The following is a 19,828-nucleotide window of genomic DNA, read 5'->3' on the forward strand; positions in this document are numbered from 1 at the left end:
CCGGGCGCTCCCCTGCAGCGCGGGCTCAAGGGGACAGAGCCCCTGTCCACGGCCCCTGCCTGTTCACCTGCCCTGAACAGGCGGGTGAAACGATGCGGGGAAAAGACGCAGAGTAGTTTTTTCAGACGGGCCTGTCAATTTTTTTGCGGCCTTCAGGCCGGCTTCGGCGGATCGGCGAAATCCAGCACCGGCTCCCAGAGCAGGCAGACGCGCACGTCGAAGATGTCGCTTTTTCTGGGCGCCACGCTGATGCTCTCAAGCGCTGCGGCGGCCGGATCCAGGCTCGCCAGCAGTTCCTGCATTTTGCCTTGCGCCTCGGCCTGAAGCGCGGCCAGTTCCGCGGCGATCCGCGACACCTCGTCCTGGGCCGCCTGCACGTCCTGCCGCTCTTTCATGAGATGGCCCGCGCTGCGCATGCCCTGGGTCGATTTGCCAAGTGCGCTGCCCTTGCGGCCGAGAAAGGCGCCCACAATGGCTGAACCCACGGCAATGACCGTGTCCAGCCCCCGGGTGCGCACGTCTATCTTTTCCTTGTCCAGTTTGGCCTCTGCCTTTTGCAGTTTGGTCTGTAGCTGCTGCTGCTTTTTGTCGTAGCTCGCCCTGAGGGCGGCCATGGCTTCGTCCTTTTTGGCGGCCAGTGCGGCGCCCAGGCGCTCACGGAAGGCCGCCTCGCTTTCGCCCGGCGCGGATTCCAGATTCAGGGCCCTTACCGTAAAGAGGGGCAGGGCGCCGCTTCGATAGAGGTGCTCGGCCAGTCGTTTTTTCTCGGCGTCAAAGGTCTTCTGCAGGCTCATATCCGCAGGCAGAGCGCCGAAGAGCGCTGCCGGAGCGCTCGTGGTCAGCAGCTCCGGCGTCACGGCAAACGGCCGGGCCTGTTCCCACGATACAGCCGCGCCGGCTGCCGGCATGGGGGCCTGGAGCTGCACGGTCGTGGTCTGGTCTATGCCCCGGCGCGCATCGGCATGACGCACCCGGGCCAGGCCCAGGACGGTGGCCCGGTAGTGCTGGTTCGCTCCGGATACGGGCGAAGGTACAAAGTATTGGGTGACGCCGCCTGCGACCAGGGGCCTTTCGGCGGAGAATCCGGGTGCGGCATCCGCGGCGCTTGCCGAAACAGCGGCCGGCCTCTGCGTGGCGCCTGCCTGCAGTTTGGCCAGTTCAGCCAGGGTCACCGGGCCTTTCAGATACGAAAGCGTCCAGCGGGTCTGGAAGAGCAGCGGGGCCTGCCGGTGGGCGGAACAGAGCAGAAAGCAGCGTTTTTCAAGACCGGCCAGCAGCGTTCTCAGTTGCTCCCTGTTGCCTGCCGCTTCGCCGCCCATGCCGGACAGCACCCGCTCCTGATCCTGCCTGGTCTGCAGGCGGCCCACAAACCAGGAGCCGATATTGGCCATGCCCTTATAGTCCAGATCCACCGGGTTCTGGGTGGCAAGCGCCACGCCGAGGCCAAAGGCGCGGGCCTGCTTGAGCAGAAGCAGCATCGCTGCCTTGGCGGGCGGATTGCTGTTTGGTGGAAAATAGCCAAAGATTTCATCCATGTACAGAAGGGCACGCAGTTCGCTGCTGCCCTCCTGCCGCCGCATCCAGCCAATCAGCCGGCCCAGGAGCAGGGTGACGAAGAACATGCGCTCCGCATCCGACAGATGGGCCAGGGAGAAAATGCTGACCCGCGGCCTGCCGGAGCCAAGCAGGTTCTGGATATTCAGCGCCTCGCCCGTGGTCCAGCCCTGAAAGGCGGGACTCGCCACCAGGGTGTTGAGCCGCATGGCCAGTTCCATCCGCCTGTTTTCGGGGTAAAAGCTGTCCACCGGAAACACGCCGACCTGGGCAAAGGGCGGTTGGGCCACGGCCGCAATGAGCGTGGCGAGGGAAGGGGCTTCGCCTTTTGTCCAGAAGTGCAGCACAATGGTGGCCAGCAAAACGTGCTCGCGGCTCTTGATCGGGTCAGCCTCTATGCCCACGAGGCTCAGCAGCGAGGACACCGCAGCGTTGACAAGCCCGCTCAGGGTGTCCCGGTCGGCCACTGTGTCCGGGTCCGGCGCATCCATGCTGTCCAGCACCGAGACCGGCCGGCCGGCCGTAGTGCCCGGCGTGAATACGGCAAAGTCCGCGTTTTCCCGGAGTCTTCGGATGCGGGCGCCGTCCTGTCCCCAAGTGGCCAGACCTTTTTGCCACTGGCCCGCGGTTTCTGCGGCCAGCTCCTGCACGCTGAGGTTCCTCCGGGCTGCCGCATCCGCGTCTATCCAGGGGGCAAATTCGGCAGGGGAGAGTTCCGGAAAGCTCAGCAGGAGGTTGGCCATATCGCCCTTGGGGTCTATGACGATGGCCGGTATTTTTGCCAGCGCGATTTCTTCCAGCAGGGCAATGCCCAGGCCGGTTTTGCCGCTGCCGGTCATGCCGATAATGGCCGCATGGGTGGTGAGTTCCCGGGCAGGCAGCAGAAAGACTCTGCCGGTTTTGCCGCCATCCAGCTCCCGGCCCAGATAGAGACGGCCCGGCTGTTCAATGTTTTCCAACGCGCTCATGAAAGCATCCTCAGGAGGTAGGGCGCACATTTCTGCTTGTGCATCCGCGGAATTCATCTTTTACTGGCCAGTGTGAGGTCCTATTTTCCCAAAATAAACCGGAGCCTTCCCGCTGTGCAAGACCGTCGTTATTCCTGGCTTGTTTCGCTGTGCCTGGCCGCGCTTTTTGCCTTTCCCCATGCGGCCTTCCGCTACCGGGCCAGCATCCGGCTGCTTGTTGACTTTGATATCATGGTCGAGGCGTGCGGGCTCAAACCGCCGGTTCTGCAAGTATACTATGACCAGGGCCGGGGCTTCAGCGAAAAAAACAGTGTGCGGGTGGTGCTGCCGGAACAGAAGAGCAAGCATATTCAGGCTTATTTGCCGGTGACCAGGCTGTACCGCCTGCGCCTGGATTACCTGAACGGGCCGGGCACGGTGAGGCTGAGCCGGATGACGGTTACGGATCCCTTTGGCCCGGTGCTGCTGTCGGAGATTCCGGTGCGACAGTTTGTGGGCCACCAGACGCAGCAGGTTGTGCAGGATGGCAATGCCTTGCGGGTGCAGAGCGAGGCCAATGCGGATGATCCGCATCTTGCCCTGAATTTTGAGCCGGCCCTGCGGGCGTCTGGGGCTGGCAAATTCTGGTCCAGCCTGGTGTTTGGCTGCAAGGTGTTCGGGATCATGGCCGCGGCGCTGGAAATGTTGTTCCTCTGTATCGGCAAAAGTTTTCTCAATGCGCGCTTGGGCATCGGGAAAGCGAAGGCTGGCAAATAGCTGCTCAGTATGCGGCAATTCTTGGATGGCGCCACCAGAGGAGAAGGGTCAGCAGGAGGCTGATACCGGTCAGTGCCAGTCCAAGTATCATAAAGGGCGGCCGATAGATCAGCTCAACATGGTGCCTGCCCGGCGTGGTCAGGGCAAGTCCGGAGAAGGCAAAATCCAGACACAGGAGACGCTCTTCACGGCCGTCAACCTGCACGTGCCAGCCCGGGTCATGGGGCACCGGGAAAAACAGCAGGCCCGGACGCCGGGTTGTGATGTCACCCACGAAATGCTCTTCGTCCCAGTGTGTCAGCAGCAGGGCATCGCCCTCGTCTGGCTGCGCCATGTGCTCGGCAGGCGGGCCGCTTACCCTGGCGATGCCGGGCTGCGCTTCTGCACTGACCACAGCGGTTGAGGTGATCCGATTTCTCTCTTCAAGGCTCAATTGCTGAAAGGCCTCGGGGCTGATCTGATGATAAAACATGCACCCAAACGAATGCACATGCTCATTCCTGTAAATATCGATATTGCCAAAACTTTTGAGGTAGGAAAAACCGGAAGGCGCAGAATTTCCCAGGTCCCTTCGCTGAAGAAAATATTTAACTGCCAGCAGATCCTGTAGATTTTTGTGATCTTCCAGGCCACGACTGTAGGATAATAATGACCTTGAAAGATTAAATGCCTGATAGAAATTTTTCTTTCCCTGGCCAGGAAAAGCAAGATATGAAGTTGTCCCGAAATAGTTTTGGATGAGAGCATCATTCAGACTAAATTCACTATAGTTTTTCTCAATTCTGAAAAATGAATCATCTATTTTCTTGATATAATCCAGAGCTGATTTCGTATCTTTGTTAAAATATGCCACTTGACGTTTTTCAAAAAACGGTAGAAATTGCCCAGGGATTGAGCCAGCCACTACACGAGATGAGATAATGATCTCTACTATTAATAAAGCTAATAGAAAATTTTTTATAAAAATATGGTTCTTTTTATTGTATATTAGCAGGGAAACGCAAAATATAATGGAAAATGCTATTGATACTGCAATAGTATTTAAATTAATTTTGAAATTACCAATATATTTATATTTAGCAAGGTACAGAAAAAAAAGTGTAATGATAATAAGAATCACAAAAGATATCTTTTTAATTTTTGAGATGAATTTTTCGTTATCTTTTCCATAAAAAAAATTTTGTAAAATTATCATGAAGGTGAAGAGGGCGTAAAAGCTGCAGTAAAATGACAAATGTTTGAATGAATGACTGATGAATATAAGTAATGCTGTTTTTATGTAGGGTATGCTTATAATTATCATAGAGATTAATGGAAATATCCATAGCATCCTTATATTTTTCTCTCTTATTACCAAAGGAACAAGAAAAAATAAGAATGCAGCTATACCGATATATAGAGTTGAATCCTCGAAATAGTTTATAGATCCATGATAGAATAGCCAGGAGAACAGGGCATCTGGGGAAAAGAAACGCGCTACATTGTGAATGATATTATCAATGCTGGCAAAATTGAACAATTTTTCAATAAAGGAAGTCTGTGTAACCGTAGAGAACGATTTTTTTATCCGATCAGAATAAAAATATCTGTATACATCAGGAAGCAGGAAATATGACCATATGGCAATGCCAATAAAATAAAAACAGATAAGTTTTATATATAAAAAAAATATTTTGGCCGGCTTCCTTACCTGGTTAACGCAGCGATAGAGCACATAGAAAAATCCAAAAAAACCAATATGCAGAATTTGTAATTCTAATTTTATGGATAGCAAACCAACAAGTAAAACCAGGGGTAACCAGATTTTTTGTTGGAACCAGAGTTCAAAAAAATAAAGAAACATAGCCGCAAAAACGGCATAGTTCGGATAATGATACCAATGGCTATTGAGTACCATATAGCCGCTGAACGTATAGGCCAATGCTCCAAAAAATGCCAAGGCCCTTGAAAAATTGAGTTTTTGCAAAAAGGCATGGAAAAACAGGGCGGCGGCCAGAAATTTTAACAGAATGATAAATGAGATGGCCTCTGCAATATGATCTGCCCCAAAGGCAAGATAAATAATATTAAATGGATTTAACCCTGCTGTCAGATTATAGACATTCTCCCCTAAACCAAATTGAAATGACCAGAAAGGAATATGCCCAGATAGTAAGTTCTTAACCCGAAAATATTCTATAGGGTAAAACTGCGATATCGTATCTACAGCGTAGTAATCAAAAATAAATATCTTATCGAAAATGAAATACTCATGAAAGATATAGCTCCAGATCAATAGTATGACCAGAGCCAGGGTATATGTTTCATGTGCCGCAGCCAGGCTTGCTGCCTTGCGGCATGCCAGGGTCATCCTCGGGCTGATGCCTCTCCAGCTTGAAACTGCGGCGCCTAACCTGACAACACTCATCATCTAATTTATTTTGCCTCTTTTTCTGGGGATGGCTGGTAGATTCTCATAGCAAATGTACCACTGGCGGCAACCTGGACGCTAAAGGGACGCAGCGGCATTCCGGTAAGCTTGGACGGGCCAACATCCAAACATCTCAAGGGGGCCGCCATGCTCCACAGCCATCTTACCATGGAAGAGCGTATCGGTATCGCAGTATTTATGTACATGGGCATGAGTTGCCGGAAAATTGCAGCCTATCCTGGCCGAGGCCATACGACCATTTTCAGGAAGCTGCGGCGTAGCAGCTCAAAGGCGGCTATCCTGCTCAACGGCAGACACGCGCAAAAAGCAAAAGATGCCGCGCCATGATCGTCGGCATGAGCCGCTTCGAATTGTTCGCCTACCTCGATGAAAAGCCCTGCCGCGACTGCTCTCCCGAACAAATGTGGGGCGAATTCAGGTCCGGCCAAGGCAAACGGGTTTTTCCTGGGCGCATTGATCCTGAGCAGCGCCCGCGGCCTGTTGCCGACAGATCCCGCTTTGGGATGGGGCGCCGATCTGGTCTGTGCCTCCAGGAGCAAGACAGCGCTGCTCAGCTGTACCGAACGCAAGAGTCGCTTTCTCTTGCTGGCCAGGGTACAGGACAAGACAGCCGCGTCCTTCAATGCGGCACTCATTCCCTGCCTGCGTGCTGTGCCGCCAAAGCTGAGGCAGACCCTGACGCTGGATAATGGTTCGGAAATGGCAGGCTTCAGGGCTCTGGAGTTGGCCACTGGCCTGCGCACGTATTTTTGTAAACCACATGCGCCGTGGCAGCGTGGCACAAACGAAAACGAGGGCGGGCTATTGCGGCAGTATTTTCCAAGGGGCATCAGCTTTCACAAGATCACGGAAAAGATGGTTTTGGACGCCGCAGAACAACTGAACAACCGGCCGCGCAAATGTTTACACTACTGGTTCCTCGCTGTTTCATGTGGGTAGGGCAAAAGAGAGGCCCGCACCCAGGAGGTAGATCATGGCGATCAGATTCTTCGTGGACCGGTAGCCACGCGCCCGAGACCTGGCCGCCTGGATCAGGCTGTTCGTGCCTTCCAGAATGCCGTTGCTGATCCTTGAAGTGAACCAGCGCAAGATGCCGTCCCAGTGCCGTTTGATGGTCGCCGCTGCCTGTTTCATGGGTTCCAGCCGGCAGTGCGTCGCCCAGAAGTACCACCTCTTCAGGAAGGCCTCCGCCTGGCCGGGGGCCTGCTGGAACAAGTCCTGAAATGTCGTTTTCAGTTGCCAGGCCCGGGCCGTTTTCAGATTCAGCCCGGACATGGTGAGTGCCGCCAGACACTCCTGTTGCGAGGCAGGTAATTTGTCACGGTTTTTCAGCCACACATACCGGCTCTTCGCCAGCTCGGGCCGAGTCTTCGCCTCCTCGCGCCGCACCTGGTCCACCGCGTCGCCCAGCACCTTCATGATGTGGAACCGGTCAAAGGTGATGTGCGCCTCGGGGCAGTTCGCCTCCACGCCGGAAATGAACGCGGGCGACATGTCGCAACACACCTCGTTTACCTTTGCGGGATCGCCGCCATGGGCCGCAAGCTCTTCCTTGAAGCGCTGGATTGTGGCGGCATCCCGGCCCCGGTGGCGAACAGCACCTTGTGGCTTCGCAGGTGGGCGAACACGGTGACGTAGTTGTGGCCGCGTTTGCTCGTTGTCTCGTCCACGCCAAAGGAAGCGACGTCGGCGCAGGAGATGCTCGTTCTGGCCTCCTCCACATGGTGATTCACCACGCGCCAGAGCCGGGTGTCATGCTCGCCCACATGCTTTGCCAGGCTTCGTGCTGGCATGGGCTTGGCGAGGCTCATGACCAGGGCCTCGAACAGCAGGGTGAAGCCGCTGCCTGGACGCGCCCAGGGCACGGATACCTGCTTGACGCCGCAATGGTCGCATTTGACTCGGGGCAGCTTCGCGGTCAGCCAGGCTTCGTGCTGGAAAAAGTTCAGGTGCCGCCAGCTCTTTTCCGTGGTGTCGTATGCCTTGAGGTCTGCCTGGCCGCATTGCGGACAGACAAAGACGCTGCCCCGGGGAAAGGCCAAACGAATATCCAGGCGCTTTTGCTCTGCGGCAAACTCGCAGGACTCCACCTGCCACGGCGGAGTCAAACCAGGGGCCATTTGGAAAAGGTCGGTGTCACGCATGGATTAAAACCTCAAGAAGGGAAACAAGGAAAAAACACCTTGCCCACATGAAACAGCGAGGAACCACACTACCAGACTCCCGCTGAGCTTTTTAACCAGGCCCTCACCGGTGCATTTGCAATTTGAATTCACCCCCCGTGGCAACGTGGGACGAACGAAAACAGCAACGGGCTTTTGCGGCAGTATTTTCCCAGGGGCATCAGCTTGCACAAGATCACGGAAAAGATGGTTTCGGACGCCGCAGAACAACTGAATAACCGGCCGCGCAAATGTTTACACTACCAGACTCCCGCTGAGGTTTTTAATCACGCCCTCACCGGTGCATTTGCAATTTGAATGCACCGGGCATGTGGTTTACAAAAATACGTGCGCAGGCCAGTGGCTGCCTCCAGCGCCCTGAAGCCTGCCATTTCCGAACCATTATCAAGCGTCAAGGTCTGCCTCAGCTTTGACGGCACAGCACGCAGGCAGGAAATGAGCCCCGCATTGAAGGACGCGGCTGTCTTGTCTTGTACCCTGGCCAGCAGGAGAAAGCGGCTCTTGCGTTCGTTACAGGTGAGCAGCGCCGCCTTTCCTTTGGAGGCACAGACAAGGTCGGCTTCCCAGTCACCAAAGCGGGTTCTCCCGGCAACAATCCCCGGCCGCTGGCTGATATCAATACGTCCGGGGAACAGGCGCCGTCCCTGGCCATACCTGGCTTGCCGCCTTCGCCTTTTGTGGGCACGGCGTAAATGGCGGTAGCTGGTATCGCCGAATTGTGCTGCTGCATAGACCCAGCGGTAGATAGTCTCTGTACTGATACGCATTTTTTGATCCTCTGGATACTCCAGACGGATGCGGCCCGCGATCTGCTCGGGAGACCAGTTTGCACGCAACTTTTCATCGACCCAGGTGATCAGTTCGGGACGGCGCATACAGCGGTAATGCCTTGCTCTCTTTCGTCTTTTGTGGGCACGCCGCTCTGCGCTCTGCGCACGATAACCTTTTTTTGCAGAGCCTGCGTTGCGGCGCAGCTCCCGGGAAACAGTGCTGTGACTCCTGCCCAGGCGTCTGGCCATTTCCCGGCAACTCATGCCCATGGACACAAATATTTCGATGCTGACGCGTTCTTCCAGAGTAAGATGGGTATGGGACATGGCGGGCTCCTTCTGGCTGAGTGGTTGTTGGTGCTGCCAACTCTACCAGAATCCCGCCCTGTCCTTCTAACCCTTCATGCCCCTACCAGGTGGTGCGTTTGGAATGAGAATCTACCAGGGGGTGATTGTGCCCCTGCCTGTCAGTTGTGCCATCTCGAAATGACCATCATGACACAATCCGAAGCATCAGCCGTATTCGGCAGCCAAACGACCAATATGAGCAGGTTCAGGTTGCCGATTTGAGCAAAAAGCAGTGCTGCAGGGGCATCGGCCCAGCCCCTGGGGCTGCCAACACCAAACAGGGCCCGCAGCAGGATCCCCAAATTGAACCCGGCAACATGGATGATGTAGCGCTTCTCCACATTGGCCAGCCCGCGAAGATGCACCCGCCGCATGCCGCCCCCGGTCAGGACAGTGGGCAAAACTGCGTTCCACCCGCTCGCCCCGCGCCCGCATCAGCGCCTTGCCCTTTTCGGATTTCAGCTGGCCTCGGTTCCCGTACACCGCTTCCCGGGCATCCATGTCGCCTTTCCAGCGCAATCGCCCCTTGTGCGCCGGTTCACTGATCCGGCTTGTGCAGGAATCCGGCAAATCCTTCAGTACGTTCCGGCTGTGATAGCCCTTGTCCGCCACCAGAGCAAAGGGCTCGTCAATGCCGGGCGCTCCTTCCTTGTCCCTGACCGCGCACAGCTTGGCCTGGGCATCCTCGAGTGTGGTGGCAAGTGTTGTCGTGTCGCCCCGATCCGCAGGATGCACCACAGCCGAAACAATGGCCCCGGATTCCAAGTCAACCACATGCTCGGGCTTGTACGCCATATGCGTACGGCCATCCTTGAGTTTGGCTATGCGCGCATCCTCATCGGTGCTCGATTGCCAGTCCTTGTTGGAGGTCTTTCTGCCCTGGCGCTTGCGGTCAAAGGCGATCAACTCCGCCCTGCTCGGCGTCCTGATGCCGCTCTCTTCAGCCAGGCGTTCAAGCATTTCCTGATACGTTTCGCCCGTATCCCGACGGACAATGCTCTTCATGGCCGCATTGGCCTCCATGCTAGAAGCGTCGATCCCCAGGTATTTCCCGTCAAGCAGATTGGCCTGCTCCAAAATCCGCAGCACAAAGACAAACATTTCGTGATGCACCTCAAGCGGCAGGCGCCCCCGGATGCGGCACAGGGAGGAATGGTCGGGCACGGATTCGGTGGGGCCGAGCCCGAGGAATTCGCGCAGAGAAAGGGAGTCGGCACAGCGCCAGCAGATGCCGCGTTCAGAGTCGATGCCCTCGAAATAGCCGATCAGAAGCATGCGGAAATAGCGGCCCGGCGGGATGGACCGGCGGCCGAGCTTTTCGGCATAGAAGGGCGCACAGAGCCTTTCGAGGAAGGCGTCAAATGCTTTCTCATGCAGGAGCTTCTGCAGCCGCTCGTAAAAGACATGCCCCTGACTTTGGGGCAGCTGATCATAGATCAGCCACATGCTCTTCTGCTCTGCCTGCCTCCGGCCAGGACTCATACTGCCTCCTCGACACAATTTGATCGCCTGTGCACCATTATGCCTTGCCTGAAGAGTTTTTCAAAGGGCTGATAACGGAGATTTTGACAGCGCGATCCTGTTTAATATTTATTCTGGATGTGCATCTTTTTTTATGAATTCTGACTGTTTTGTAAGAGAATTTTTGGTTCACTTACATGCGTGATAAAAATTGAGTTTAAACAATTGTTATGAGTGATTTCATAATTTATTATAAATAATAGTATAAAATGTTATCTATTATAATATTTATATATTGACAGTTATATCTCTCAAGCATAGATAGGGGCCATGAACGAGCATCGTGAGCATCACTTTATATATGTATTGGCCATTATGATTAAGGCAAAAGTATTACGCTTTAAGTAAAAATAAAACGTATGTTTACACATCCACTTCAAAAGATCCATGCAAGTTTGGCATGAGTCCACAAGCTTTCAAGACCATTTTCCCCATGTGTAAATATACATTGGATTTTCTCATGCGCCACTGCATCAGATAGTAATAATTGAGGCAATCACCAAAGAAGCCTTCATCAGCTCCAGTATCACCATTCACAAGATTTTCCGGTTCGCAGAATCTCACGATTCTTTCGTCCAAAGCAGTGGAGCGCTTGTTACGGTATTGGGAGGGCTTGGAAGGAAGGGATTGGCGATTTGTGATGCGTTTAAATCAAAGGTGAAAATCAGTGCAATTTGTTAAATTGTAGTCTTTGAAATCTTTGAACAGTATGAATATTTGCTCTTTTCAATCATGACTAATCCCCATGATTTTATGGTGTCATGCTAGACAAGAGTATTATTGTTATATTAATTTGTAATTAATAAAATGATTGCAAATAATATATCAGCTATAGGACTAGTTAAAATTCATGTTTAATTGGAGGTCATTAAAATGTTCACAAAAATATTTGATAATATATTGCATGATGATTTGTATGCAGCATGTATTATAGCTGAAAATAGTCCTTATAAAGATTATGCTGTTTATGAGAATCAAGGAAATTATTTTATTGGATTAGGAATAAAGTCATATATTAATTTTGGGTTAGAAAGTACTATAATATACAATAATGGGAATAAAAGCGAAATATCTAACAAAGATTTTGCTTGTTCTATGAATAATGCTGTAAAAATGATATCAGATAAAGAGTGGAGAGGAATTGGATTGGCGCATTTTGAATTATCAAGATATTTATATTCCATACATCCTCTTCCTTATGCATCAACATTACTAAAATTAATTATACCAATCGTAGAAATATCAATAGTTAATAATAAAATATCTATATCTTCATCTAATAAATCATGTGCTGATGAAATTTATAATTTTATCGATAAAAAATTTAATGAAATAAAAAATAAAAATAATGATAATATAATAAATCGTGCAAACACTTTATTTAATACAAAAATTAACTTATATGGAGAAAATGAATATAAATCAAATGTAGCATCTGCAGTTTTTGATATTAATAATTTAAAATATCAAAAAGTTATTATTTCTAGAAGAGTTCCATTACAGAGAAGGATTGATATGATTGCCAGTTATTATTCTGGAAGAAAATCAAATTCTCCTGCAAGATCATATATTTTAAATATAGATGGGTTTCAAGCAGCAGGATTTAGCCCGGAAACCGTTGTTGAAGTTAATAGCGATAGAATAGTAAGTACACAGCCATTGGCAGGGACAAGAGCAATATCTACAGATTTAATGGAGGATAAAAAATTAGAAAGTCAACTTATCAATGACACTAAAGAAATAGCTGAGCATGCTGTCTCTGTAAAGTTGGCATTTGATGAGATAAATAAGATATGTGATAATGAATCAATATATTTGAGCTATTTTATGAAAATAATAAAAAGAGGACCTGTGCGCCATCTCGCCTCTCGCCTTCGGGGTAAAATGAAAGAGAATAACACTTCATGGGATGCATTTAATGCACTTTTTCCTGCGGTTACTGCAACTGGTATTCCAAAGAAAGAATCAATTGAAGCAATACATGATTATGAAAAAAATGATCGTGGTTTGTATAGCGGATGTATCATGCTTTATGACAGTAATGACTGCATGGATGCGGCACTCGTATTACGTAGTTTTTATCAAACAGCAAAATTATCTTGGATACAAGCTGGAGCTGGAATAGTAGAAAAATCAACTCCCGAAAGAGAATTTGAGGAAACATGTGAGAAGTTATATACAGTATCTAATTATATAAAATATATGAATCCCTAACAGCCCTTTGAAGAAATGTTGATTTTTCGAAGGGGACACAAAGTGGCGATTGTGCCCCTGCGTGTCAGTTGTGCCATCTCGAAATGACAATCATGACACAATCCGGAGCATCAGCCACATTCGGCAGCCAAACGACCAATATAAGCAGGTTCAGGTTGCCGATTCGGGCAATAAGCAGTGCCGCAGGGGCATCGGCCCAGCCCCTGGGGCTGCCAAAACCAAACAAGGCCCGCAACAGAATCCCCAAATTGAACCCGGCAATGTGGATGATGGAGCGCTTCTCCACATTGGCCAGTCCGCGAAGATGCACCCGCCGCATGCCGCCCCGGTCAAGACAGTGGGCAAAGCTGCGCTCCACCCGCTCGCCCCGCGCCCGCATCAGCGCCTTGCCCTTTTTCGGATTTCAGCCAGCCACGGTTCCCGTACACCGCATCCCGGACCGCCGTATCCCCATGCCAGCACAATCGCCCCTTGTGCGCCGGTTCACTGATCCGGCTTGTGCAGGCATCCGGCAAATCCTTCAGTACGTTCCGGCTGTGATAGCCCTTGTCCGCCACCAGAGCAAAGGGCTCGTCAATGCTGGGCGCTCCTTCCTTGTCCCCGACCACGCACAGCCTGGCCTGGGCGTCGTCAAGTGTGGTGGCAAGCGTTGTGGTGTCACCCTGATCCGCAGGATGCACCACAGCCGAAACAATGGCCCCGGATTCCAGATCAACCACATGCTCGGGCTTGTACGCCATGTGGGTGCGGCCATCCTTGAGTTTGCCTATGCGTGCGTCCTTATCGGTGCTCGATTGCCAGTCCTTGTTGGAGGTCTTTCTGCCCTGGCGCTTGCGGTCAAAGGCGATCAATTCCGCCCTGGTCGGCGTCCTGATGCCGCTCTCTTCAGCCAGGCGTTCAAGCATTTCCTGATAGGTTTCGCCCGTGTCCCGGCGGACAATGCTCTTCATGGCAGCGTTCGCCTCCATGGCCTGGGCGTCGATGCCCAGATATTTCCCGTCAAGCAGCTTGGCCTGCTCCAAAATCCGCAGCACAAAGACAAACATTTCGTGATGAACTTCCAGCGGCAGGCGCCCCCGGATGCGGCACAGGGAGGAATGATCAGGCACGGATTCGGTGGGGCCAAGTTGCAGGAATTCGCGCAGGGACAGGGAATCGGCACAGCGCCAACAGATGCCGCGCTCGGAATCGATGCCCTCGAAGTAGCCGATCAAAAGCATGCGGAAATAACGGCCCGGCGGGATGGACCTGCGGCCGAATTTTTCGGCGTAGAAGGGAGCGCACAGCTTTTCGAGGAAGGCGTCAAATGCTTTCTGGCGCAGGAGCTTCTGCAGCCGCTCGTAAAAGACATGCCCCTGACTCTGGGGCAGCTGATCATAGATCAGCCACATGCTCTTCTGCTCTGCCTGCTTCCGGCCAAGACTCATGACGCCTCCTCAACATAATTTGATCGCTTGTGCACCATTATGCCTTGCCTGAAGACTTTTTCAACGGGTTGTTAGCCTGTTCTCAGCCTGACCGAGCGGTGTTTTGGCAATGGGAATCTTACCCATATGGGGGGATATGTTATCAAGCAGAAAACGGAGGAAGGAGGGGGGTGGCGGATAAAAAAACGCCTGGTGCGTCGGGCACTGCCAGAGAGGGTCGGGAAAAGTCGGCAGCCTGCCCGATCTTTTTTCATTCGCGCAGATAAGGGCCACGGCTTCCTGGGCCGGTGCTTCGGGAGCACCAAAGCAAAGGACCTGAGGCCCGCAACGGGGCGGACTTTGACTGCCCCGTGCGGGCATGCTTCGGAACGGCAAAGATACCGTCGTGGCAATCCACGGCAGAGGCGTGGCCCTGGCCATGTTCACCGGTCAGGATGACGGTGAATTTGGGCATGCCGTTCTTCCGGACAATTGGCCGGGGTATGCGGAGTTTGCCATGTGCCGCCGTACCTGGCCTATGCAAAAGGGCAACAAAAATGGCCAGCGTTCCTCTGAACGCTGGCCACGAAAACACGGGGCAGGGGCGGCTTATGCCTGATTCAACCGTTCCCGCAACTGCTTGCTGGGCCGGAACGAAACCATTTGGCGTTTGGTAATGGTCATACTTTCGCCGGTACGGGGGTTGCGGCCGCGGCGGGGCGATTTTTCCCGCACGGTGAGCGTGCCAAACTGTACCAGCTTGACAGACTCGCCTGCCACCATGGTCTCCTTCATGACGGAAAAAACCTTGTCCACGATCTCGGCCGCGCTCCGTTGGGAGATCTGAAGCCTGTCCGCGATGGTCAAGGCCAGTTCCTTGCGGGTTACGTTTGTGGTCATACTGTCGCTCCTTCGCGAAGATGGGCATCAAAGTGCCGTATCAGGGCCTGCACGATTTTATTGTGGACCTTGTCGGCCGCGGCGCTATCCAGGGTGCTGTCGGCCGACCGGTAGGTGATGGAGAGCGAGACGCTTTTTTCCCCTGGAGCCAGTGGCTTGCCCCGATATATGTCGAAAAGCCGGACCGACTCAACATATTTCTGCTTTTGGGCCAGCACGGCATCCACCAGTTCGCCTGCGGCAAAGTGCTCGGGCACCACCAGGCTGATGTCGCGGCTGGTGGCCGGAAAGCGGGCAAGCGGGATGAACTGTTTGCCTTTTTTCGGTACCTGGGCAAGCGCTTCCAGATCCAGGTTCAGGAAGTACACCGCTTGCCTGAGGTCAAAGGCCTGCAGTACCGTTTCCCGCACCGCACCCAGATAACCCAGGAGCTTGCCGTCGAAACGGAGGCACATGCAGGCGCTGCTCTCGATATAGGGCTCGTTGGCGACCGCCTCTGCCACGAAAGCGATGCTCTCCTTCGCTCCGTGAGCCAGCGGGTAGCCCAGCCGCCGCAGAAGCTGGACGGCCACGCCCTTGAGGTCCGCAAAGTCGGCCTGCTGTCCGCTAAAGTAGAGCGGCTCCGCATGCGGATAGCGCTGCCCGCTCAGCACTGCACAGAGTTGCATCCGCTCCTCCGGCTGTACGCCGGCCTCGCGCGCGCAGAAGACCTTGCCGATTTCGTAAAGCCGGATATCCGGATTCTGAACGTTGCTGTTGCGTTCGATATTTTCCAAAAGGCCTGCCAGGAGCTGAGTACGCAAAACCGATTGTTCTTCGCTCAAGGGATTGCGCAGGCGCACCATCCGGCGGCGCGCATCCTCCGGACCCAGGCCAAGCATGTCGGGATGGGCCGGGCTCACAAAACTGTAGTTGATGGCCTCGTAAAAGCCCTGACTGGTCAGGTTGCGGCCGATTTCCCGCCGCAGCACGCGCATGAAATCTTCTGCCGGCGAATCCAGGCGGAGCAGCGGTTGGGTGGCCGGGATGCTGTCGTAGCCGATCATTCGTGCCACTTCCTCTATGAGGTCGACCTCCCGCTCGATGTCCATGCGGAAGCTCGGCACGGTCACCGCAAATTGGCCGGCTGTCTGCCGGGTCACCGTAAAGCCGATACTCTGCAGCCGCCGCATGACTTCGTCTTCCGGCACTGCCTGCCCCAGGAGCGTATTGAGGCGCGAGCTGCGCAGGACGAGCTGAATGAGGGGTTTTTTGCCGGGATATTCGTCAATGCCATCTGGCTCGGGTGCAGCCCCGGCCACCTCGGCCATGAGGGCCACCGCCCGTTGCAGGGCCTTGTCCGCCAAATCGGGATCGACCCCGCGTTCGAAACGGAAGGACGCCTCGGAAGGCAGGCCCAGTCGTCTGGCCGTGCGGCGGATGGAGACCGGATCAAAGCAGGCGGATTCCAGCAGGAGCGTGGTGGTCTGATCCGTGATTTCGCTGTTCTGCCCGCCCATGACCCCTGCCAGGGCGACCGGCTTTTTCGCATCGCAGATCAACAGCGTATCTGCCGTGAGCTTCCGGGTCGTGCCGTCCAGGGTGACGAGTGTCTCTTCGCCCGGCCGCGGCTTGCGCACCACAATGGCCCCGCCCTCAAGGCGGGCAAAGTCGAAGGCGTGGAGCGGCTGGCCGGATTCCAGCATGACATAGTTGGTAATGTCAACGATGTTGTTGATGGGGCGGATGCCAACCGCAGTCAGGCGCTGCTGCAGCCAGGCCGGGGAGGGCGCAACGCGGCAGCCTGTGAGTTTGCGCGCGGCGTAGCGCCTGCAGAGCCGGGGCTCTTCGATGTTGACCGTGAAGCCGGCATCTTTGCCGGTGAGCGGCGTGACCGCGTCCACCAGCGGTTTGAGTTCCGAGCCGGTGAGGCCCGCAATTTCGCGTGCAATGCCCCGGACGCTGGCACAGTCTGCCCGGTTCGGGGTCAGGTCCACGTCAATGACCGCATCTTCCAGGTGCAGCGCTCTGCGGAGCGAGAGCCCCGCGGGCAGCGAGCTGTCCAGATCCATGATGCCGTCGTGGTCGGTTGAAAGGGCCAGTTCCCGGGCCGAGCACAGCATGCCGCAGGATTCGACGCCGCGGATTTTGCTCTTCTTCAGCCGGGTGCCGTCGGGCAGTACCGTGCCTGGCCGGGCCAGGGCCGCGATCATGCCGGCATGGACATTGGGAGCGCCGCAGACCACCTGAATGCTTGCTGCTCCGGTACTGACCTGACAGACGGAGAGATGGGTCGAATCCGGGTGCCTGACCACACTTTCAACCTTTGCGGTGATGATGGCATCCAGATGGGGATAAAGTTCCTCCACACTGTCCACTTCCAGCCCCAGCATGGTCAGATGGTCGGCGATTTGCGCCGGCGTGAGATCACCTGTGGAAGTAAATTGCCGGAGCCAGCTTAGGGTGCATTTCATGGCAAAAACCTGTTATGCGTCGGAGCGCGTCTCAAAAGGAAAGGCGTGTACAGGGCAGGAGGCGCGAAAAGGGTGCAGAATCCGCTGGCGCCGGCCTCAGAACTGGGAGAGAAAGCGCAGGTCGTTTTCGTAGTAGAGGCGGATGTCGTCGATGCCGTATTTCAGCATGGCAATGCGCTCCACGCCCATGCCAAAGGCAAAGCCGGAATAGATATCCGGATCATAACCCACCTGGGAGAGCACCGCCGGGTGGATCAGCCCGGAACCCAGGATCTCCAGCCAGCCCGTCTGTTTGCAGACCCGGCAGCCCTTGCCGCCGCACATGACGCAGGCGATGTCCACCTCGGCGCTGGGCTCGGTGAAGGGGAAAAAACTGGGCCGGAAACGGAGCGGCAGATCGCGGTGGAAGATGCGCCGGCTGAAGCTGGTGAGTACGCCTTTCAGATCGGCAAAGGACACGTTCCGATCCACCAGGAGCCCCTCCACCTGATGAAACATGGGCGTATGCGTGATGTCGGAATCGCAGCGGTAGACCTTGCCCGGCGCAATGTAACACAACGGCGGCTCCTGCTTTTCCATGATGCGCGCCTGCATGGGCGAAGTGTGCGTGCGCAGCAGCAGGGAATCCGTGACATAGAAGGTGTCGTGCATGTCACGGGCCGGGTGGTGTTTGGGGATGTTGAGCGCCTCGAAGTTGTAGTGGTCAGTCTCCACATCCGGGCCTTCGGCCACCGCAAAACCCATACCCGCAAAGATGGCGCAGATTTCCTCCATCACCTGGGTGATGGGATGCAGGGAGCCGAAGGGCAGGTAGCGGCCGGGCAGGCTGCAATCGATTCCTTGGAATTTCGGTCCGGCCAGGCTGCCCAATTCCTGCTTGCGTTCCTCGAAGCGGCGTTCGATTTCGGCCTTGATTTCGTTGGCCACCTGTCCAAGACGCGGCCGCTCTTCGGCAGGAACGCTGCCCAACTGGCGCAGGATGGCGGTCAACTGACCGCCTTTCCGACCCAGGTAGTTGACACGGAAGGCTTCCAGTGAGGCGCTGTCGCTGGTATGCTCCAGCGCATCCAGGGCTTCCTTTTGCAGCGCCCGGAGCTGTGTTTCCATGGCGATCAGGCGTTCTCCGCCGCGGCCTTGACCACGCTGCTGAAGGCATTCGGGTCGAGAATGGCCAGGTTGGAGAGGACCTTACGGTCCAGCTCGATGGCGTTCTTATGCAGCCCGCAGATAAGGCGGCTGTAGGTGGTGCCGTTTTGTTTGGCAGCGGCGCTCAGCCGGGCAATCCACAGTCTGCGGAAGTCGTGTTTTCTGTCGCGACGGTCGCGGTAGGCAAAACACAGGGAGCGGTCAACCGCTTCCGCGGCGGTCCGGTACAGACGATGCTTGCCACCGCGGTAGCCGCTGGCCATTGCGAGCACCTTGTTCCGTCTTCTCCGGGCCTTGAAGCCACGGGTCACTCGAGGCATGGTATTTCTCCGTAAACGAGATTGAAAAGATAAAACGCGCAGCTGCCCTGGGGCAGCGCGCTGCAATTACAGATAGGGCAGCATCCGCCGCACGGTCTTCATGTCCGTACCGGCCACCAGGGTACGTTTGCGCAGATTGCGCTTCCGCTTGGTCGATTTCTTCGTGAGGATGTGGGAGGAAAAGGCCTTGCTCCGGCGAATCTTGCCGCTGCCGGTTGCCGTAAAACGCTTGGCCGCTCCCCTGTTGCTCTTCATTTTAGGCATTGTCGTTCTCCTTATAGCGTCGCGATCGGGCGTGATTATGCCACCTGGGCCATGTTCAGGTTTTCGGGCCAACGAACATGACCAGCTGCCGGCCTTCCATTTTGGGCTCCTGCAGGATGCTGCAGTCGTCCCGGAGCATGTCGGCAATGTTTTGCAGGGCCTCGAGACCCAGGGTTTCCGCATAGACGATTTCACGGCCGCGAAAACGCATGGTCACCTTGACCTTGTTTTTCTCTTCCAGAAATTCCTTGATCTTGCGCAGCTTGAAGTTCAGATCGTGCTCCTCCGTCTTGGGCCGGAATTTGATCTCCCGGGTCTCGATGGTGGTTTGCTTTTTTCTGGCTTCCTGCTGCTTTTTTTTCAGCTCGTAGCGGAACTTGTCATAGTTCATGATCCGGCAAACCGGAGGATCCGCCTTGTCGGACACTTCAACCAGATCAAGATGCTGTTCATGGGCCATGGCCAGCGCCTCTCGCGCACTGACAATGCCAAGCTGCCCACCTTCGGGGCCAATGAGGCGCACTTCCCGGTAGGTAATTTCCTCGTTGACCCGGATCTTCAGATCCTGATCGTCCGCTGTTTTTTTCGGGCCAC

16 protein-coding genes and 3 pseudogenes are annotated in these 19,828 nt (G+C 54.5%); 5 read left to right on the plus strand and 14 right to left on the minus strand.

The annotated features are described in order from the left end of the window. Positions 1-152: 152 nt before the first annotated feature. Entirely contained in the window at positions 153-2,522 is a 2,370-nt protein-coding gene (locus CAY53_RS06490) for an ATP-binding protein (protein WP_181040204.1), read from the minus strand. 114 nt (positions 2,523-2,636) lie between these two features. Here CAY53_RS06490 and CAY53_RS06495 point away from each other — a divergent pair, with 114 nt between their 5' ends. Continuing rightward, complete coding sequence (locus CAY53_RS06495) at positions 2,637-3,278, plus strand: hypothetical protein (protein WP_104936445.1); 642 nt, start codon at positions 2,637-2,639, stop codon at positions 3,276-3,278. Between the two features lie 4 nt (positions 3,279-3,282). Here the strand turns inward: CAY53_RS06495 and CAY53_RS06500 are convergent, their stop codons facing one another. Continuing rightward, the gene (locus CAY53_RS06500; protein ID WP_104936446.1) at positions 3,283-5,688 is read right to left on the minus strand and encodes a YfhO family protein; all 2,406 of its coding nucleotides are present in this window, start codon (positions 5,686-5,688) and stop codon (positions 3,283-3,285) included. A gap of 147 nt (positions 5,689-5,835) precedes the next feature. Here CAY53_RS06500 and CAY53_RS06505 point away from each other — a divergent pair, with 147 nt between their 5' ends. Both CAY53_RS06505 and CAY53_RS06510 read left to right on the plus strand, forming a co-directional pair. Beyond that, on the plus strand, positions 5,836-6,036 hold the full coding sequence (locus CAY53_RS06505) for a helix-turn-helix domain-containing protein (RefSeq protein ID WP_104936447.1): 201 nt from the start codon (positions 5,836-5,838) through the stop codon (positions 6,034-6,036). Between the two features lie 153 nt (positions 6,037-6,189). Further along, positions 6,190-6,648 (plus strand): IS30 family transposase, encoded by a 459-nt coding sequence (locus CAY53_RS06510; RefSeq protein WP_181040205.1) that lies wholly within the window; start codon positions 6,190-6,192, stop codon positions 6,646-6,648. On the opposite strand, the pseudogene CAY53_RS06515 reads toward CAY53_RS06510, so the two are convergent. After that, a pseudogene (locus CAY53_RS06515) lies at positions 6,637-7,853 on the minus strand (ISL3 family transposase). The gene CAY53_RS06510 and the pseudogene CAY53_RS06515 overlap by 12 nt on opposite strands. Positions 7,854-7,982: 129 nt before the next feature. On the opposite strand from CAY53_RS06515, the pseudogene CAY53_RS13460 reads away from it, so the two are divergent. After that, a pseudogene (locus tag CAY53_RS13460) lies at positions 7,983-8,189 on the plus strand (transposase); the annotation flags it as partial. 8 nt (positions 8,190-8,197) lie between these two features. Here the strand turns inward: CAY53_RS13460 and CAY53_RS06520 are convergent. From CAY53_RS06520 to CAY53_RS12620, 3 genes and pseudogenes are all read right to left on the minus strand, one after another. Further along, positions 8,198-8,989 (minus strand): annotated as a pseudogene (locus tag CAY53_RS06520) (IS30 family transposase); the annotation flags it as partial. A gap of 186 nt (positions 8,990-9,175) precedes the next feature. Further along, positions 9,176-10,492 carry a transposase gene (locus CAY53_RS06525; protein WP_219842619.1) on the minus strand — a complete coding sequence of 439 codons (1,317 nt, stop codon included), beginning with the start codon at positions 10,490-10,492 and terminating at the stop codon, positions 9,176-9,178. A 402-nt stretch (positions 10,493-10,894) separates the two neighbouring features. After that, complete coding sequence (locus CAY53_RS12620) at positions 10,895-11,095, minus strand: hypothetical protein (protein WP_146106435.1); 201 nt, start codon at positions 11,093-11,095, stop codon at positions 10,895-10,897. A 309-nt stretch (positions 11,096-11,404) separates the two neighbouring features. Here CAY53_RS12620 and CAY53_RS06530 point away from each other — a divergent pair, with 309 nt between their 5' ends. Beyond that, complete coding sequence (locus CAY53_RS06530) at positions 11,405-12,745, plus strand: salicylate synthase (RefSeq protein WP_104936450.1); 1,341 nt, start codon at positions 11,405-11,407, stop codon at positions 12,743-12,745. A 64-nt stretch (positions 12,746-12,809) separates the two neighbouring features. Here CAY53_RS06530 and CAY53_RS13160 read toward each other — a convergent pair whose 3' ends face one another. From CAY53_RS13160 to infC, 8 genes are all read right to left on the minus strand, one after another. Continuing rightward, positions 12,810-13,124, minus strand: a complete 315-nt coding sequence (locus CAY53_RS13160; RefSeq protein WP_219842620.1) for a hypothetical protein — start codon at positions 13,122-13,124, stop codon at positions 12,810-12,812. Further along, positions 13,075-14,172: a transposase gene (locus CAY53_RS06535; RefSeq protein ID WP_219842621.1), complete on the minus strand. Its 1,098-nt coding sequence runs from the start codon at positions 14,170-14,172 to the stop codon at positions 13,075-13,077. The genes CAY53_RS13160 and CAY53_RS06535 overlap by 50 nt, the downstream gene beginning before the upstream one ends. 588 nt (positions 14,173-14,760) lie before the next feature. Next, positions 14,761-15,051, minus strand: coding sequence for an integration host factor subunit alpha (locus tag CAY53_RS06545; protein WP_104936452.1), 291 nt, complete (start codon positions 15,049-15,051; stop codon positions 14,761-14,763). Beyond that, positions 15,048-17,504, minus strand: coding sequence for a phenylalanine--tRNA ligase subunit beta (gene pheT, locus CAY53_RS06550; protein ID WP_104936453.1), 2,457 nt, complete (start codon positions 17,502-17,504; stop codon positions 15,048-15,050). Before pheT ends, CAY53_RS06545 begins: the two co-directional genes overlap by 4 nt. A 96-nt stretch (positions 17,505-17,600) precedes the next feature. Beyond that, positions 17,601-18,611 carry a phenylalanine--tRNA ligase subunit alpha gene (gene pheS, locus CAY53_RS06555; protein WP_104936454.1) on the minus strand — a complete coding sequence of 337 codons (1,011 nt, stop codon included), beginning with the start codon at positions 18,609-18,611 and terminating at the stop codon, positions 17,601-17,603. Between the two features lie 5 nt (positions 18,612-18,616). Beyond that, positions 18,617-18,970, minus strand: a complete 354-nt coding sequence (gene rplT, locus CAY53_RS06560) for a 50S ribosomal protein L20 (protein ID WP_104936455.1) — start codon at positions 18,968-18,970, stop codon at positions 18,617-18,619. Positions 18,971-19,036: 66 nt separating this feature from the next. After that, positions 19,037-19,234 (minus strand): 50S ribosomal protein L35, encoded by a 198-nt coding sequence (gene rpmI, locus CAY53_RS06565; RefSeq protein ID WP_104936456.1) that lies wholly within the window; start codon positions 19,232-19,234, stop codon positions 19,037-19,039. Between the two features lie 55 nt (positions 19,235-19,289). Then, a complete protein-coding gene (gene infC, locus CAY53_RS06570) occupies positions 19,290-19,790 on the minus strand; it encodes a translation initiation factor IF-3 (protein ID WP_104936457.1) in 501 nt (166 codons plus the stop codon). Positions 19,791-19,828: the final 38 nt, after the last annotated feature.

This window comes from Desulfobulbus oralis, assembly GCF_002952055.1.
In the GTDB taxonomy this organism is placed as follows: Bacteria; Desulfobacterota; Desulfobulbia; order Desulfobulbales; family Desulfobulbaceae; genus Desulfobulbus; species Desulfobulbus oralis.